Source organism: Bacillus sp. FSL M8-0266, from assembly GCF_038613425.1.
GTDB classification, from domain to species: domain Bacteria; phylum Bacillota; class Bacilli; order Bacillales; family Bacillaceae; genus Bacillus; species Bacillus pumilus.
The window spans coordinates 1,541,769-1,559,626 of sequence record NZ_CP152015.1 but is presented as its reverse complement, the minus strand read 5'-3'; the positions used below and the strand labels follow the sequence as shown (position 1 = coordinate 1,559,626).

At 39.9% G+C, this 17,858-nt stretch carries 16 protein-coding genes; all 16 read right to left on the bottom strand.

The window, feature by feature from the left end; genetic code table 11:
* Positions 1 to 21: 21 nt before the first annotated feature.
* The gene (gene ftsA, locus MKY83_RS07850; RefSeq protein WP_342488470.1) at positions 22 to 1,344 is read right to left on the bottom strand and encodes a cell division protein FtsA; all 1,323 of its coding nucleotides are present in this window, start codon (positions 1,342 to 1,344) and stop codon (positions 22 to 24) included.
* 159 nt (positions 1,345 to 1,503) lie between these two features.
* Positions 1,504 to 1,872 (bottom strand): small basic family protein, encoded by a 369-nt coding sequence (locus tag MKY83_RS07845; protein ID WP_003210988.1) that lies wholly within the window; start codon positions 1,870 to 1,872, stop codon positions 1,504 to 1,506.
* Positions 1,872 to 2,597 (bottom strand): DUF881 domain-containing protein, encoded by a 726-nt coding sequence (locus tag MKY83_RS07840; protein WP_106067388.1) that lies wholly within the window; start codon positions 2,595 to 2,597, stop codon positions 1,872 to 1,874. Before MKY83_RS07840 ends, MKY83_RS07845 begins: the two co-directional genes overlap by 1 nt.
* A 20-nt stretch (positions 2,598 to 2,617) precedes the next feature.
* Positions 2,618 to 3,307, bottom strand: a complete 690-nt coding sequence (locus MKY83_RS07835; protein ID WP_003211621.1) for a DUF881 domain-containing protein — start codon at positions 3,305 to 3,307, stop codon at positions 2,618 to 2,620.
* A complete protein-coding gene (locus MKY83_RS07830) occupies positions 3,304 to 4,083 on the bottom strand; it encodes a cell division protein FtsQ/DivIB (protein WP_044141991.1) in 780 nt (259 codons plus the stop codon). The genes MKY83_RS07835 and MKY83_RS07830 overlap by 4 nt, the downstream gene beginning before the upstream one ends.
* Positions 4,084 to 4,210: 127 nt before the next feature.
* Positions 4,211 to 5,122: a UDP-N-acetylmuramate dehydrogenase gene (murB, locus tag MKY83_RS07825; protein ID WP_065097231.1), complete on the bottom strand. Its 912-nt coding sequence runs from the start codon at positions 5,120 to 5,122 to the stop codon at positions 4,211 to 4,213.
* A 31-nt stretch (positions 5,123 to 5,153) separates the two neighbouring features.
* Complete coding sequence (murG, locus tag MKY83_RS07820) at positions 5,154 to 6,248, bottom strand: undecaprenyldiphospho-muramoylpentapeptide beta-N-acetylglucosaminyltransferase (protein WP_003212323.1); 1,095 nt, start codon at positions 6,246 to 6,248, stop codon at positions 5,154 to 5,156.
* Between the two features lie 197 nt (positions 6,249 to 6,445).
* Entirely contained in the window at positions 6,446 to 7,546 is a 1,101-nt protein-coding gene (gene spoVE / locus MKY83_RS07815; protein WP_278178998.1) for a stage V sporulation protein E, read from the bottom strand.
* 59 nt (positions 7,547 to 7,605) lie between these two features.
* Positions 7,606 to 8,961, bottom strand: coding sequence for a UDP-N-acetylmuramoyl-L-alanine--D-glutamate ligase (gene murD, locus MKY83_RS07810; RefSeq protein WP_106067386.1), 1,356 nt, complete (start codon positions 8,959 to 8,961; stop codon positions 7,606 to 7,608).
* Positions 8,962 to 9,936, bottom strand: a complete 975-nt coding sequence (gene mraY / locus MKY83_RS07805; RefSeq protein ID WP_003211854.1) for a phospho-N-acetylmuramoyl-pentapeptide-transferase — start codon at positions 9,934 to 9,936, stop codon at positions 8,962 to 8,964.
* A 135-nt stretch (positions 9,937 to 10,071) separates the two neighbouring features.
* Entirely contained in the window at positions 10,072 to 11,547 is a 1,476-nt protein-coding gene (locus tag MKY83_RS07800; RefSeq protein ID WP_065097416.1) for a UDP-N-acetylmuramoyl-L-alanyl-D-glutamate--2,6-diaminopimelate ligase, read from the bottom strand.
* Positions 11,548 to 11,759: 212 nt separating this feature from the next.
* On the bottom strand, positions 11,760 to 13,679 hold the full coding sequence (locus MKY83_RS07795) for a stage V sporulation protein D (protein ID WP_012009866.1): 1,920 nt from the start codon (positions 13,677 to 13,679) through the stop codon (positions 11,760 to 11,762).
* A gap of 129 nt (positions 13,680 to 13,808) precedes the next feature.
* A complete protein-coding gene (locus tag MKY83_RS07790) occupies positions 13,809 to 15,959 on the bottom strand; it encodes a penicillin-binding protein (protein WP_319610800.1) in 2,151 nt (716 codons plus the stop codon).
* A 7-nt stretch (positions 15,960 to 15,966) separates the two neighbouring features.
* Complete coding sequence (gene ftsL / locus MKY83_RS07785; RefSeq protein ID WP_126741218.1) at positions 15,967 to 16,314, bottom strand: cell division protein FtsL; 348 nt, start codon at positions 16,312 to 16,314, stop codon at positions 15,967 to 15,969.
* 37 nt (positions 16,315 to 16,351) lie between these two features.
* Positions 16,352 to 17,284 carry a 16S rRNA (cytosine(1402)-N(4))-methyltransferase RsmH gene (gene rsmH / locus MKY83_RS07780; protein ID WP_126741219.1) on the bottom strand — a complete coding sequence of 311 codons (933 nt, stop codon included), beginning with the start codon at positions 17,282 to 17,284 and terminating at the stop codon, positions 16,352 to 16,354.
* A 66-nt stretch (positions 17,285 to 17,350) separates the two neighbouring features.
* Positions 17,351 to 17,782 (bottom strand): division/cell wall cluster transcriptional repressor MraZ, encoded by a 432-nt coding sequence (mraZ, locus tag MKY83_RS07775; protein WP_003211163.1) that lies wholly within the window; start codon positions 17,780 to 17,782, stop codon positions 17,351 to 17,353.
* Positions 17,783 to 17,858 lie beyond the last annotated feature (76 nt).

Genomic DNA, 17,858 nt, shown 5'->3' with positions numbered 1-17,858 from the left:
TAATCCGTCGAAAATCTAATTCTATTCCCAGAACATATTAAATAGTTTTTTCATTTTGCCCGGTTTTTTATTTGTCTCTTGTTGTGCTTTTTGTTTTACTTTCGGTCTTGGCTGCGCTTCTTTCACTTGTGGTGCAGAAGAAACCGGCTCCATGGATGCGCCTACTTCATGAAACGCCTCATCTGGCATTTGGAATCCAACCTGTCTGCCCTGAATCTTTGCATTGCGATAAGCAAAGTGGATCAGACCCACTCCTGTCATATATTGAGGCTCTCTCACCCCGATATAATTCGGACTTGCAATCCTAACATTGTTTTGCAAGACCGTTTGTGCAAGAGAAAGGATACCTGGAATAGCTGTTTGTCCACCTGTTAGAACGAATCCACCAGGCAAATCATGCACATCCATATTTCTTAATTCCTCCGCCACAAAGAGCAAGATTTCTTCCAGCCGCGCTTCAATAATGTTGGCTGCATCAAGCTGTGTATACGTTTGTTTTTGATCGGTACCGATTACAGAAACTTCAAATGTCTCCTCCGTCGATGCCTCATCATAAAACGCATGACCAAATTGTTTTTTGATTCGTTCAGCTTCTTCAGTGGAAGTTCTAAGTCCTATAGACAAATCTTTTGTTATGTTCTCTCCGCCCAAAGGGATACTGTGAGTAGAATAGAGATGCCCGTTTTCAAATACGGAAATCGTTGTAGATCCGCCGCCAATATCGACAAGAGCTACCCCAAGATTTTTTTCATCTTTCGATAATGCTGCCGAGCCCGATGCGAGTGGCTGCAAGCATATATCCATTATTTCAATTCCAGCTCTTTCTACACATCGGAGCCAGTTATGTAGAATCGTTTTAGAACCTGTAATTAACGATCCTTCCACTTCTAGCCGAACACCAAGCATTTTTTTCGGATCTGTGATCTCATCTCTTCCGTCGACGATAAATTGTCTCGGAATTACGTCTACGACGAGATGTTCTTGAGGAATAGATACTACTTGTGCAGCATCTAAGACACGTCTCACATCTTCAGCATGTATTTCTTTGTTTTCACTAGATACTGCGACTACGCCGCTCGTATTCTGAATATGAATATGGTTTCCGTTAATTCCGACAATCGCCTTTTGTAAAGGAAAACCTACCATTCTCTCAGCCTGTTCAAATGCTTGTCTAATAGAATGAACTGTCTCATCTATATCAACAATCGATCCTTTTTTTAACCCCTCTGAAGGGACATTTCCAACACCTATAATGTTAAGCGAATCATCCGCCATTTCTCCGACGATGACTTTTATATTGGATGTACCGATGTCAAGGCTGACGTAAATTTCATTGTTGTTCATTCTATGGCACCTCCTCACATTTCAATACTTTCTATTCTATTATTTGCTGAACAACAATACAATGAATGTGTTTTTACAAGTGTGTAACAAAACTTAAAAAATCAACATTTTTTATTAGGATTACTAAAAATATTCGTTACATCATATGTATATCCTTTTTTATGACTCACTTTTTTTCTTTTTTTCTCTAGAAATTGTCCATTTTGTTAGGAGAATTCTTCTAATCACTGCTATATTTTGAAACAATCTAACGCCGAATGCAAACATTCCGACTAAGTACAAGTCTACACCAAGATGGACGCCCAGAAAAGCTAAACTTATTGCCAGTATAATATTAAAGAAGAAGCCTGATACAAACACTAGTTCATCGTATGCCCCTTGCAGATGTGCCCGGATTCCACCAATCAATGTATCAAGTGCAGCAAGTACAGCGAGGGAAAGATAATTAGAATACTCATTCGGTATCGTAAAATTAGTTAAGAAACCGATCGCAACTCCTATGATTAAGCCAAGTACAGGAAGCCACATTAAGATTTTTCCTCCTTTACATCGTCAAGAGGCTTCAATTCGTTTACTTGAATTGCACCGTCATATGCTTTTAAGTGGATTTTTTTCTTCGGCTGGCTCATACTCAAGCTGAAGTTTTCCTGAGCAAACAAATCACTAATATCTGATACATTTAAACGGCTGTATAATTTGTCGGCCTGCTCACTAATCATTTTAATGGTGACTTCATCACTATCTAAGCTGTAGCCATCCATTTTTGTCGTGCCATTAATATCTCGAATCACACTTGTATTAATGACACGGCGATCATTGATGGAAATATGTTTTGCCCCAAACATATTGGCTTCATTAATTAACTTTTTCAGAAGATCAGGTGGGATATTTTTCACTTCTTCTCCAGTAAGGTCCTTGGAAAAAAGCTGAGATATTTCAATTTCAATCCCCTCCCCTTCCACTTCTGTAAAACCAGCCTTTTCTTTTAAATCCTTTAACGTTTTTGTTAATTGTGCTTCTTTTGATCGATCTCCTTGATGACCATATTTTTTTAGCATCTCGTCGTATTTATCAATTTCTTTGAGCAAATCCAATTCCTTACTTTTAGATGCAGATAAATCCTCTCTCAGTTCCCACACATCACGAGTATCACGAACTTTGGGCTTTTGTAAGGAATTGAATTGGATGGAAACCATGATGCCAAATATGATCATTAAAGCTGTTAAACTAAGTAAAGGCTTCTTTTTCCTCAACACCACTCACCTTTTCACTTTTAATCTTTGTTTCTTAAAAGAGGGTTCATACGAATATCCGTTTTCTCGATCGTCATTGAAATGTGATCACTTGTCAGCTGATCGACCACTCCCCCTGCAATATTTAAAGCAGGTATTAACACAGCAGGATCACCAATAGCAGATATGACAAATGGTGCTGGATGCTGAACACCATCTACTGTGACAACTGGACCGTTACAATGTATGTATGATTGGTGTGTGATTCTTTGCCCATTAATAGATACAGCAGAAGCCCCTGATATAAATAGTTCGTTTATCACATGAAAAATGTGGCTCTCATGCACAATGTAATTATTAACATTTTGTCCACTCGGGATATAAGATGCATCTTCAAGAGACACTTTTACCCCTTTTCCTTTTACACCGATCTCTCCTGTAAACATTCTATATTTCTCAACATCTTCCAGCACATTAAAATACTGCTCTTTTTCATTTTTCAAATTGGACTCTGTTGCTTGTACCTTTGATTGAAGACTATATAATTCTTTTTCGAGTTTCTGATTTGCCTTTTCTTGCGTTGTGAGCTGACTTTTCAGAGAGTATTCTTTTTTCCATTGCTCTGTTCGAATGACATCTGCCTGATGCTGCTTTGTATATTGGTATGAAAAAGAAATCAGAAAACCAAGAACAAGCATGACAATCGAGAATATAACTGTTTTGCCTCTCAACGCTCATCTTCCTTTTTCTTAGATTTAAACGCTTCGAAATACGTAGCGACTTCCATATGGATTGTGCCTTTTTCAGATGATGAAAGTTCTTTTACAATGGCTGGATAGGTTTTCATTTTATCACCGAACGTTTTAATTGATGCAATCACAGTGTTTCCGTCATTCATATAAAATTTAACTAGCCAATTGTTTGAATTTGTTGGCACATAATATACTTCTGAGATGAGTTCCTGAATAGAGGCTGGCAGTTGATTTAAAGATTTAACAGTTTGCTTCAGCTTCTCCTTATTGTCCCAATCGACAAAAATAGGTCCTGCATGACTCGGTGTCACTTCTTCTGGTAAAGCGGTCCCATTTTCAAGAAGCTCATAATATAGATTTCCCTTTTGAAGATACGCAATATTTGCATATTCTTTGACAGCAATACTCACTTTATTTGGGAAATGCTTTTTGATACTGACACTTTTAATCAGTTTATTTTGTTTAATATGATCTGCTGTTAAATCTTTATTTAAATTCCAAAACTCTGTTTCGCCTTCTTTAATTTGTGAAAGTTTAACAAGCTGTTTTGTTGAGACATGCTCATTACCTGTGATGGTTAAAGAAGAAATTTTGCTGATAGGTGTCTGCAAATAAATAATAATTAAAACCATGATAAAAAACAGTAGTATAAAAGAGATCAGTCTCCGATTCGCTTTTTGCTTCCTTTGTTCTTTAATTTTAGGAATTCGCTCTTCTATATTGACGATCTTTTCATTTTCATGATCAGGCCGCATATATACTCTTCACCTCATTCAAAGCTGCTTGTCCACATCTTTGGGTCATCATTTTGATGAGAAAACAAACGGCATTCTTTCATGCCGTTTGTTTTCCTCTGATGTCATCATTCATAAAAACTACCTGTTAATTTTCTTCACCGATAATTTCTACTTCTGTATGCATCTCTACGTTGTAGTCTTCTTTAATTTTCTTTTGGATGAACTGAATTAAGTCCAACACGTCTTGAGCATTGGCTCCACCAGCGTTGACAATAAAGTTGCCGTGCATATCAGAAATTCTAGCTCCGCCGATTTGGTATCCTTTTAAATTCGCTTTTTCTACAAGCTGTCCTGCATATTCAGGCAGCGGATTTCGAAAAATACTGCCAGCACATGGCCGATTATAAGGCTGGGTTTCTTTACGATAATCTTTATTTTGCTGCATCTTCTTTGTGATTTTCTCGCGGTCATCCTGCTTGAGCTTAAACACAGCTTCTAGAACAATGCCAGGTCGTTCCTTTTGTAGGACTGACGTTCGATAGCTAAAATTCATTTGTTCATTTGTGAGCCACTCGATGCTTCCATCTTCAAATAAGATTCTGGCTTTCACAAGAATCTTACTGATATCAGATCCATGTGCACCTGCGTTCATATAAACAGCGCCGCCAATAGATCCCGGAATACCAGCTGCGAATTCCAGTCCTGAAAGACCCTGTTTACTAAGTGATGTCGCGAGCCTTACGACAGAGTAGCCGCCGCCGACTGTAATTTCTTCATCATTTACAGTTAGGTGATCCAGTCCAGCACCTAGCTTTAGGACAACTCCTCGAATTCCTTTATCAAGGACAAGTAAATTCGATCCTCTTCCAATGACCGTCCAATTTGTATGGTGTTTTTTCACATGATCCATGATCGTTTTCACTGCATCGATATCTTTTGGGATGATCAAAAGATCTGCTGGTCCGCCTATTTTCATTGTTGTATGATTCGCAAGCGGCTCATTTTCAAGTACTTTACCAACTTGCGCTTCTAATAATTCATTCTTCAAGTTCTCCATATTACCCTCCGCCTTACCTAATATCATTCCATCATGTAGTCGTTATTTCTTTTAACACATTATATAAACGTGTAGCCGCATCTGGTACTCCGAGTTCTTTCGTTAAACGGCTCATTTGGTTGAGTTTTTCTTCATTACCAGCAATTTCATCAATGGCATGTAGCAAACGATCCCCTGAAAGCTCTGATTCTCTTAAAACAATCGCAGCATCATGTTTTTCAAGTGATCTTGCATTGATTTCCTGATGATTTGCCGTCACGTATGGGCTCGGAATAAAAATGGTTGGGATTCCAAGAGCCGTTACTTCAGCAATTGTTGTAGCTCCTGCTCTTGCAACAATCACATCGATCGATTTCAGGTACTCTGGCATTTGATGCAAGAAAGGTTTTGTGATCATGTTAGGTGCTGCACCTTTTTCCTTTAGTTCATTCAACACTTTTTCATAATGAACCTCACCTGTGATATATAAAAGCTGGTAGTTTTTAGCCTTTAAATCATCTTGCATTTCGATCACTGCTCTATTGATAGGAGCAGCACCTCGACTCCCGCCGAAAATAAGAACCGTTTTTTTCTTTTCATCGAGCCCGAATTCTTTAAGAGATTTCCCCTCTTTTATAGAGACGACTTCAGAGGCTCTAGGGTTTCCCGTAAATACAACCTTTTCAGAAGGAAAATGTGCCTTTGCTTCATCAAAGCATATGGCTACCCTATTAACATATCTCGCTAGGAACTTATTTGTAATACCAGGCAGGCTGTTTTGTTCGTGTATAATAGTCGGGATCTTCAGCTTAGAAGCCGCATAAACCACAGGACCACACACATAACCGCCTGTTCCAATAACCGCATCAGGCTTGAATTCTTTTAAGTAAGATTTGCTTTTTTGAACGCCTTTCAAAAATCTCATCACCGTTTTGACGTTATCAAAGGAAAGCTTTCGTTTAAAACCTGAAATTTCTATCGCCTTGAAAGGGATATTTTCTCTTTCTACAATTTTCTTTTCAAGTCCATTTTCAGTACCGATATATAAAAATTCCACATCAGGATGCAGTCTCTTCACTTCTTTAATAAAGGCTAAGGCCGGATAAATATGTCCGCCTGTTCCGCCCCCACTGATTACTATACGCATTATACCATTTCCCCTCATTTTTTTTCTGCTCTGAACAAAGTATAAACCCTGTTTTAAACAACAGGGCTCCGTTAAAACCTGTAAAGAAGAGTCAAAATACACGTTTTCGAAACAAAAACTGTCATTTTCACTCTTCAAATCATTTTTTTATACTTTTGCAAAATAAACGTCAACATGGTTTCATTAGCTTCAGCACGCTAATATCTTGCGTACCTGCTGACATTCAGAAGTACGCCAATCGCCATCAGCATTAATGTCAATGATGAGCCGCCATAACTAAGGAATGGGAGCGTGATACCTGTCACAGGAATAAGTCCAGTGACAACTGCGATGTTAATCATTACTTGAATGGCAACCATTGAAATAATACCAACTGCTAGGAAACTCCCATATAAGTCTGGGGCTCCAAGTGCTATTCGTATGCCTCTCCATAATAGTACACTAAAGAGGAGTAAAATGAGTGATCCCCCTATAAAGCCAAGCTCTTCAGACAATATCGCAAAGATGAAGTCCGTTTGGGGCTCAGGTAAATAGAAGAATTTTTGTCTACTTTGACCAAGTCCCATTCCGAACAGACCACCTGGACCAACAGCGTATAAGGACTGAATAATTTGAAACCCACTGCCTAGTGGATCTTCCCAAGGGTTTAAATAAGATGTAATTCGTTTTATTCGGTAGGGTGCTGATAAGACAAGTGCAGCAAACCCGCTGAGCCCTATAAGACCGAGAAATATAAAGTGAGCAATTCTCGCACCTGAAACAAATATCATAATAATACAGGTTCCAACCATCACCGTTCCTGTTCCCAGATCCGGCTGAAGCATGATGATGGCAAATGCAGAAAATACAATGCCTAAAGCTGGGGCAAAACCTTTGCGAAAGGATGTGATATTTTTTTGTTTTTCAGATAAGAATTTTGCAAGAAACGCAATCATCGCAAGCTTCATAAATTCAGAGGGCTGAATACTAAACGCACCGACACCGATCCAGCTTCTTGATCCATTTCTCTCCATACCAATGCCAGGAATAAGTACAAGCAGCAAAAGGAGGAAACAAACAGCAACCAATATCTTTGACCAAGTCCGCCACGTCCAATAATCGACTCGCATAATGAAAAACATTGCGATAACTCCGATTCCGGCAAACAAAAGCTGTCTTTTTGCAAAATAAAACGAATCATCAAATTTATACGATGCCCACACAGCACTAGCGCTGTACACCATAATTAAACCAATCGTCAATAAAAGTAACGTAATGACAACAAGCAAAAAATCCGGAGAAGTTTTCTTATTCGTCAAGAGACCGACACCCCAAGCATAATTTCATTTGGGCTGTCAGTCATATGAGAGACAAGCCCTTATTTAAGCATATGCACGGCGTTTACAAACATGTCTCCACGTTCTTCAAATGTTTTATGTTGATCCCAACTTGCACAAGCCGGAGATAATAAAATCACGTCTTCTTCTTCAGATATGTTAAACGCCGCATGTACTGCTTGTTCAACATTATCGACATGTTTTACGTGATGTATTCCAAGCTCTTCACCAAGCTTCACAAACTTGGGTGCAGTCTCACCAAATGTGATAATTCCTTTTACATGTTTCATAAAAGGTTTCAACTCATCAAATTCATTGCCTCGATCAAGTCCACCTGCTAATAAAATAGTTGGTTGTTCGAAGGCTGACAATGCTTTACTTGTTGCCAAAATATTGGTTGCTTTACTATCGTTATAAAATTTCCGACTCTGAATTGTATCTACAAATTGCAGACGATGCTTCACTCCACCAAATGTCGTGAGAACGTGAACGATTGCTTCATTTGAGCAGCCTGCATTTTTCACAACACAAATAGCTGCCAGAATGTTTTCCTGGTTATGCTCACCAGGAAGGACAACATCCTTTACATCAATGATATGTTCATTCATGTAGTAAATTGCACCATTTTGAATAAACGCACCATGTTCTACTGGCTCTTTCACTGAGAAAAACACTTTTTTTGCTTTTAAACCTTCTGCTAGTTTTACAACGGAAGGATCATCTAGGTTAATTACAGCAATGTCATCTTCATGTTGATGTGCGAATACTTTCTGCTTTGCTTTTTCATATTCTTCACGAGTATGGTGATAGTCTAAATGTGCATCAAAAATATTTAATATTAAGCTGATTTTAGGTCTAAATTCAACTGTTCCCATTAACTGAAAAGAAGACAGTTCCGTTACGATCCACTCATCGCCAGCTGCATTTGCAGCGACTTCACTGGCAACTGTTCCAATATTACCCGCCACTAATGTTTTTTGGCTGTCTTTTTTCAGCATTTCATAAATCAATGTCGTGGTAGTGGTTTTTCCATTCGATCCAGTAATCCCAATAAAAGGAGATGAGGTTAAATGATACGCTAATTCTATTTCCGTCCAAACTGGAATTTGGCGGCGAAGCGCTTCTTGAACCATCACATTTTCATATGGAATTCCTGGATTTTTAATTAAAATTGTAATGTCTTTATCTTCGAATATACGAAGAGGATGACTGCCACAAATGACATCAATCCCCTTTTCAGAAAGTAGCTGAGCAGGTTTATTTTCTTCAAACGGTTTTTGATCATTTACCGTCACATTTACTCCATGTTCATGAAGAATTGAAGCTGCCGCATATCCGCTTTTAGCAAGACCTAATACTAGTACATGTTCGTTTTTTAACATTTGCATCTTATTCAATTATAACCACACCTCGATGTAAATTCCTAAAACAGCAAGTAATAAACCAGCTGTCCAGAAGGTGACAACTACTCTCCACTCTGACCAGCCAACTAACTCATAGTGGTGGTGAAGCGGACTCATCTTAAAGATTCTTTTGCCGGTTGTTTTAAAGGAGATGACTTGAAGAATAACGGATAACGTCTCAACAACAAATACTCCACCAATAATGACAAGTAAAATTTCAAGCTTCGTTAAAATCGCAATTGCTACAATGGCTCCGCCTAATGCTAGAGAACCTGTATCCCCCATAAATACTTTTGCAGGATGTGCGTTAAACACAAGGAAGCCAAGGACGGCTCCTGCAACAGCTACTGAAAAGATCGCTACATCATACTGGGATTGATTCCAAGCCAGTATAGCAAATGCTCCGAAAGCAATAGCAGCGGTTCCAGATAAGAGACCATCCAGTCCATCCGTTAAGTTCACAGCATTAGAACCTCCGACAAGCATGAAAACAACAAGGATAAAGTAAGCCCATCCTAAATCAAAGCTGACGTCTGTTCCTGGAATGCGAATCGTTGTTGCAAACTGATAATAATGGAAAACTGCATAAAAGATCACAGCGATCACAATTTGACCGATTAATTTCTGTTTCGATGTTAATCCAAGATTTCGTTTCATCGCTACTTTAATATAATCATCTAAAAACCCTAATAGGCCGTAACCAAGTGTGACAAATAACAGTAAAAACATTTCTGGACTAATCTCAGAAAATTTGTTGATCATCACAATTGTTGTAATAGTGATAGAAAAGATAATCATGATGCCGCCCATTGTCGGCGTCCCAGATTTCTTTTGGTGGGACTGCGGGCCCTCTTCTCTAATACTTTGACCAAATTTTAGTCTTCTTAAAAACGGTATAAAAATCGGGGATAAAAGAACACTGATTAAAAATCCCATTATGATTGTAAACAATATCACCTGTTCAAGCATCGTTCTTTACTCCTTCCGAATTTCCAAAGCCGTTTTCCATCAGAAAATTGCATTCATTATTATGGTATTCATTCGCGTTCTTCGTATGTTGTTTTTGTACAAAATGCTTCATTTCATTACACTCTTTTCATCATTTTAAGATTTGTTTAGATCTAAAATAGCGTCAATAGCAACCTTTGCATCATCAAAGTCATAGACTTGATCACCAATAATTTGATAGGTCTCATGGCCTTTACCCGCTATTAAGACTGTATCGCCTTTTTTCGCATTGGCAATGGCAAAGAAGATCGCTTGTTTTCGATTCACAAAGCTATGATAATATGCGTCTGGCACCCCGTGTTCCATATCTTTTAAAATGGCTGAAGGATCTTCGCTTCTTGGGTTGTCTGATGTAAATACAGGTTCATCTGCATATTTCACAGCGATTTGAGCCATTTGAGGACGCTTTGTTTTATCACGGTCGCCGCCGCAGCCAATTACACAGAAAATTTTGCCCTCTGTTAATTCTCTACATGTTGTGAGGACATTTTCTAAACTATCAGGTGTATGTGCGTAATCGACGATGACAGGGAAATCTTGATCGCAGTTTACAAGTTCAAATCTGCCCTTGACTCCTTCCAGCTCTTCAATCGCACTCACGATCGTCTCAAATGTTAAACCAGATACGATCCCAACTGATACAGCTGCGAGGATATTATACACATTGAACTTTCCGACGAGAGCAACCGTCACTTTCTTGGTGCCGATTGGAGTGACCAAATCAAATTGAGTTCCCTTTGGCATGATTTGAATATTTTTTGCCATGACATCTGCTTTTCGCTCTAGGGCATACGTCATGATTTCAGCAGCTGTGACTTTTTCAAAATAACTCGAAGCCTCATCATCTGCATTTAAAATCGCATGCTTCGGTTTATTATGATGAAAGGCACTTCCGAGCTGAGAAAACAGTAAGCTTTTCGCATGTTTATATTCTTCCATTGTGTTGTGGTAGTCAAGATGGTCCTGCGAAAGATTTGTGAAAACAGCAATATCATAGTCACATCCATGCACCCTGCCAAGATGGAGGGCATGCGATGATACTTCCATGATGGCTGTGTCTACATCTTGATCAAGCATCTGTTTAAACGTTTTTTGAAGTGTGACACTTTCAGGTGTGGTGTTTTTCACGTCGAGAATGTCATCATTCACCTTCATATACATCGTACCGATTAAGCCTGTTTTCTTCTCGGCTTTTCTCATCATTTGTTCGATCATGTGTGTTGTTGAGGTTTTTCCGTTTGTGCCTGTGATCCCGATGAGATTCAGCTTATGAGTGGGCTGTTCATAAAACGCATCAGCTATTCTTGCAAGTGCTCTTTGAGAGTGTTTCACAATAATGACTGGTACCTCTGTTATGTTAAGAGGGTGTTCTGCTACAATGGCTGCAGCCCCGCTTTTCACCGCTTTTTCAGCATAATCGTGTCCATCTACTGTATAGCCTTTTATACAGACAAAAAGGCTTCCCTCTTTCACCTCTCTTGAATCCATCTCAATGGAAGTGATATCAGGATTTTCGTTTATCAATTCGTTGTTTTCACTTTTAAAGTATGTAAGCAGTTCTTGTAATTTCATTTTCATATCAAACCTCTCAAATTCGTTCACGTGCATGTCTTGTGAAAAAAACACACAGTCTATATTTTATCGTAAAAAAAAGGATACATCCAGCGTATTCCTTAAGTTTCTGTTGGAAAAAACACACTTTGGACTCTTTTTTTCAAACTGTCCTTCTCTTTCAACAAAAAGAGGCAGCCAAATGAGTGCGGCTACCCTCTGTTCATTCTTTATTATTCATCGTTTAAGTATAATCTGATCGTGGAGCCTTCTTTGACCTTTGTCCCAGCAGCAGGTGATTGCTTCACTACTTTACTGCCAGTTCCTGAGGCATCGATCTTTAGGTTGATCAAGAGGGATTCAAGATCTGAAACAGATCCTCCTACAAGATTCGGTACTTCAATGGTTTTTGTGTCCAGCCACTGATACTTCTTTTCAATTTGTCCTTTTCTTTTTTTCACACCCATCTCAGGCAGGCTATCCCGCATAATATGACCAACAATTGGTGCGGCAACGGTACCACCAAATTGAATGGTGCCTTTTGGGTTATCCACAGCTACATAGACTACGATACTTGGGTCATCTGCAGGCGCAAATCCGATAAACGACACAATGTGGTTATTCTCCATATACTTTCCGTCCTTTACCTTCTGTGCTGTTCCTGTTTTTCCGCCGACCCGATACCCTTCAACAAATGCATTTCGGCCAGTTCCTTGAGCGACTACACTTTCAAGTGCATACCTGATTTCTTTAGATGTCTCTGCTGAAATCACTTTCTTTTTGGCAATCGGTGATTGCTTTTTCACGACCTCTTTTGTGATTGGATCTATCCATTCTTTTGCAATATAAGGTGTGTAAAGTGTCCCACCATTTACTGCAGCTGCTACTGCAGCTACTTGCTGAATTGGCGTAACAGATACACCTTGACCAAAGGCCGTGGTCGCCTGCTCTACAGGACCTACACGATCAAGCGGGAACAAAATTCCCCGCCCTTCTCCTTGAAGGTCAATTCCGGTTTTTTGGCCAAATCCGAAATTTTTGATATAAGAAAATAATTTTTCTTTACCAAGACGATCTCCTAGCTCTACAAAGCCGGGGTTACAGGAATTTTGAACTACTTCCAAGAATGACTGTGATCCGTGCCCGCCTTTTTTCCAGCACCTGAGTCTTGCACCATCAACTGTCACAGATCCGCTGTCAAAAAATGAATCGCGTTTTAAATTCACTTTCTTCTCTTCTAATGCTGCTGCAAGTGTAATAATTTTAAATGTCGAACCCGGCTCATATGTGCTCCACACCGGAAGATTTCGGTTAAACACTTTTGAGTCAACTGATTGATAGTCAGCTGGATCAAAATCTGGTCTACTTGACATCCCTAGCACTTCACCATTTTTCGGATTCATCGCAATCGCGATCATACCATCTGGATTATACTTTGCCTGCGCGTTGTCTAATTCCCGTTCTATGATGGTTTGTACTTTTGCATCGACTGTTAATTTCATATCAAGACCATCTTTAGGCGGAGTATAATCGTCTGCTTCATCTGGCATTTTCTGCCCTTTTGCATCGGAATAAAACTTCACAGACCCTTTTTCGCCTTTTAGGTCATCGTCATAGTAGGCTTCAAGTCCAAGTAAGCCTTGATTATCGATTCCAGCAAAGCCCAGTACATGTGAAAGAAAGCTGCCAAACGGATAATGTCTGATGCTGTCTTCTGCTACATACACGCCTTCTAAATCAAGCTCTCTTACTTCTTTTGCTTTTTCATGAGATACCTTTCTGCCCTCAGGAGAAATTCGTTCAATTGATGTTTTCTTCGTGACGTGCTTGTACGCTTTCTCTTCAGACATATTCAGCACAGCTGCCAATTTCTTGCTTGTTTCGGCAGGGTCTTTAATTTGCCGAGGGACGACCAAAATAGATGGAGCACTTTTGTTCGTCGCAAGCTCTACCCCATTCCGGTCCAAAATATCTCCTCGTTCCGGTTCGAATGGAAGGTTTCGGCTCCACGAATCTTTTGCTAAGCTTGTCAGCTTCTCACCCATAATAAACTGCACATATCCTAATCTAGTATCTATGATGAAAAAAATGATCACCCCAAACAGTAGCACGAAAAGCAATCGTTTTCTCACTGTTACACTCGACACTCGCACGCCCGGTTCACTCCTTACATATGGCTTGTTTTCATCATATGCAGGCCCGTCCTTTTGTAGAACGCACCGTGATATTCTGCTGGCTGGAGCAAAAGAAAAAACCTAGCAAGTGATTTGCTAGGTTTACAGTTAATTTGGGCTTTTAAATGTCACAGTGACGACTTTGTCTGAAATCTCTGCTCCACTTTTGACACTTTGTTTCACAGCATAGCCTTGTCCATTTGTTTCTATATGCACACCGGCAATCGAAGCATATTGAAGGACTTCCCTTCTGGACCAGCCTGTCATATCAGGCATCTTAATGGTTTTCCCTGCTGTTTTCAAGAACACTTTCTGGCTTTCAGAGAATTCAGAGCCCGCACTCGGCCACTGGCGTTTAATGGAGAGACCGTCGCCGATGACAACAGGTGTTAAGTGTTTATTTTTGGCTTCTGTTTCTGCCTGCTTCACTTCTAAATCCAGGTATGAAGGCATCGTTTCTTGTTTCACTTTTTGTTCGCCGGATTTTTTATCGTCTGCTTTTGTTGGTGCAATATTTAAATATAGCAAACTATTTTTCATGACAGGGTTAAAGATTTGAGAAACTGGAGCTGACCCCGTTTCTGTTTCAGACAGCTGCGGCTGCTGAACAGCCACATAAACAAGCAGCTTCGGATCATCTTTTGGCGCCATTCCCATAAATGAAAAGACGTAATCGTTTCGTCCTTGGAGGTAACCGCCGGCACCGCCAATTTGTCCCGTTCCTGTTTTTCCAGCAACGTCGAAGCCTTTGATTTGGTAAGGCTGACCTGTTCCAATTTTCGAAGAAACAACCTCACCTAAAATGTCACGGACTTGCTTCGCTGTATCAGATGAAATCGGTTTTCCTGCTGCTGTTGGTTCGTGCTGCAAAATCGTATTGTTTGTGTTCGGGTCTGTAATATGATCAATGACATATGGTTTCATCATTGTTCCGCCGTTTGCTATCGCAGTGGCTGCTTCGATTTGTTGAATCGGTGTGATGGCTGATGCTTGACCATAAGCTGTCGATGCTTTGTCATATTCATATCTAAAATTGATTTTACTAGACGCTTCGTTCGGCAAGTCAATCCCCGTTTTGTCATAGAAATGGAACTTCTGCAAATATTGTTCGTATCGTGTGAAGCCTAGTTTTTCTTTTGCCAGCTTTGCAAAGGCCACATTTGACGAGCGAAGAACTCCTTGATGAAAGTCAATTTTCCCCCAGCCATTTCCGTTGTTGTGGTCTCGCACAAGGCCGCCACCTACTTTATAAGTACCAGATTGATATTTTTCACTGCTTTGGTAGACCCCTTCTTGGATCGCCGCAGCGAGGGTAAAGATCTTCATCGTTGAACCTGGTTCAAACGCATATGAAATCACATCATTGTTATAATTCGTAATGTCTAGTTCATTTAAATTAAAGCTTGGTCGCTGCCCCATCGCGAGAACCTTCCCAGTTTTCGGATCAACGACTGTGGCAATGATTTTCTTCGGCTTATACTTTTTGGCAACCTGCGTCATACTTTCTTCAAGAAACGCTTGAATTTTCTGATCGATGGTCAGCGTGACATTTTTCCCGTCTTTCGGGGCGACAATGTCTTCTTTACTATTCGGCAATGCCCATCCGCTTCTGTCACTGTTATATGTCACATAGCCGTCTTTTTCTTTTAAAAATTTGTTCAGTGCCTTCTCAAGTCCCATTGCACCTGACATGTCCTTTGTCGCCTCATTTAATCTGGCATAACCGATTAGGTTAGAAGCAAACATGCCGTTTGGATAATATCGCTTCGTGTCTTTTTCAAAAGCAACACCTGGAAGCTTTAGCTTTTCAATTTTTTCCTTCGTTGAAAAACTAATATCCTTCCCCGCTTTACCAAACTCCACTTGGAATGCATCTTTTGTATTGAGACGCTTTAAAATTTCGCTTTCACTCATATCGATGACTTTCGAGAGCTCTTTTGCTGTCTTTTCTTTATCGACGACATGCATTGGATGCTTAGGGTCCACTGTCATTTTCTTGCTCATGACCGCAATGAGCTTATACACAGATGTATCCTCAGCAATCACATTCCCATTCCGGTCTAAAATAGATCCTCTTTTGGCTTCAAGTGTTTTCTTCGATTGATATTGTTCATTTGCCTTGGCAGCTAATACTTGTCCATCAACTGTTCCTGTAATTTGAATATAGATAAAACGTGCTAGGATGATAAAGAAAAACAGGGCGAAGCAAATACTTGCAATTGCCGCGCCTCTGTTCATCATTTTATTCTTTTTAGGCATCGCCATGTTAATCGACCTTCTTAACATCTTTCGAAATAGTTAAGCCTGCTTTTTTCGCAGCATCAATGATTCTTTCTGGTTCACTCAGCAAATCTTTTTCCTTTTGTAGCTCAGTGATCTTCTTCGATTCTAAAGATACTTGCTGTTCTAGCTTCTGCACTTCGATATTGGCGTGATAGACAGCAAAGGCTTTAGAAATGATGAGAATCGAGCTACACATAAGAGCCATGACAAACATGACAAGTAAGATTTTTTCACCAAGTGTGATAGAACCTCTTCTTTTAATGAAAACCGATTGGCCTTGCTGCTCTGTTTGATGTTGCTTCACTTCTCTTTGATAAGCCAAATTACTCATAAGAAACCTCCTTTTTATCATCATCTATGGTGTCGTTTTACTTTTTTTCTGCAATTCGGAGCTTCGCTGAACGGGCACGGTTGTTATGTTCCAGCTCTTGTTCTGATGCAACGATCGGTTTTCTCGTGATCAGCTTCAGCTTTGGTTCAAGTCCTTCTGGAATCACTGGTAGTCCGTGCGGAAGTTCTGGAAGAGAAGACATTTCTCTAAATGTACTTTTACAAATCCGGTCTTCAAGTGAATGGAATGTAATGACAGAAATTCTCCCCTTCGGATTGAGTAACTCTATTGCTTGTTCTAGTGCTTCTTCAAATACTTTCAATTCATCATTTACGGCAATTCGGATCGCTTGAAACACTCTTTTCGCTGGATGTCCGCCAGTTCGTCTTGCAGGTGCCGGAATTCCTTCTTTGATAATGTCGACAAGCTCACCCGTTGTTTCAATTGGCGCTTTTTTTCTTGCTTCTTCAATTTTGCGTGCGATTTGCTTACTGAACTTTTCTTCCCCATATTTGTAGAAAATCCGAACTAGATCTTCAAATGGCCATTCATTTACCACTTTTTTTGCCGACAATGCGGCTGATTGATCCATTCGCATGTCAAGAGGTGCATCATGGTGATAACTAAAGCCTCTCTCTGGTGTGTCGAGCTGAGGAGATGATACACCAAGGTCAAAAATCACACCGTCTACGCTTGTAATACCTTGTTCATTCAGACGTTCTTTTAAATATCGGAAGTTGCTTTTTATGAAAAGAATGTTCGCTTTAGAATCCGCGAGCTTCTCTCGTGCATGATCCAGTGCAGCATCGTCTTGGTCAAATCCAATCAATGTTCCTTTTTCTGATAAATGAGATAGTAAATATGAGCTATGACCTGCTCCGCCTAGCGTGCAGTCCACATATGTACCGTCTTCTTTTACGTTTAAACCGTCAACTGTTTCTTTTAATAATACTGTCTCATGTTGAAACATGATGTTATGGTCCCACCTTTTTCAAATAGAAATGAATGTGTAGAAAGCTTGCTGCACAAGGGATTATTATATATCAAATCCAATCATGTTTTCAGCAATTTCAGCAAAAGAATCTTCTTGCTCTTCTGTATATTGTTCCCAGATCGACTTACTCCACAACTCAATTCGATTTGAAACGCCGATGACCACACATTCTTTTTCGAGTTTTGCATATTGGAGTAGGTTTGATGCGATGTTAATACGCCCCTGCTTGTCCAGATCGCATTCGACTGCGCCAGAGAAGAAGAACCGGGTAAACGCACGTGCATCTTTTTTCGTTAGCGGTAGTGCTTTGAGTTTCTCTTCGATTAGTTTCCACTCACTCATAGGGTAGCCAAATAAACATTGATCAAGCCCTCTCGTCAGCACAAACTGTTCTCCGAGACCGTCTCTAAATTTAGCAGGGATGATCATGCGCCCTTTTGTATCAATCGTATGTTGGTATTCACCCATGAACATGATAATCAGAGCCCCACTTTCTCACCCTTACTCTCCACTATCCACCACTTCTCTCCACAAAACTTATTCTACACTG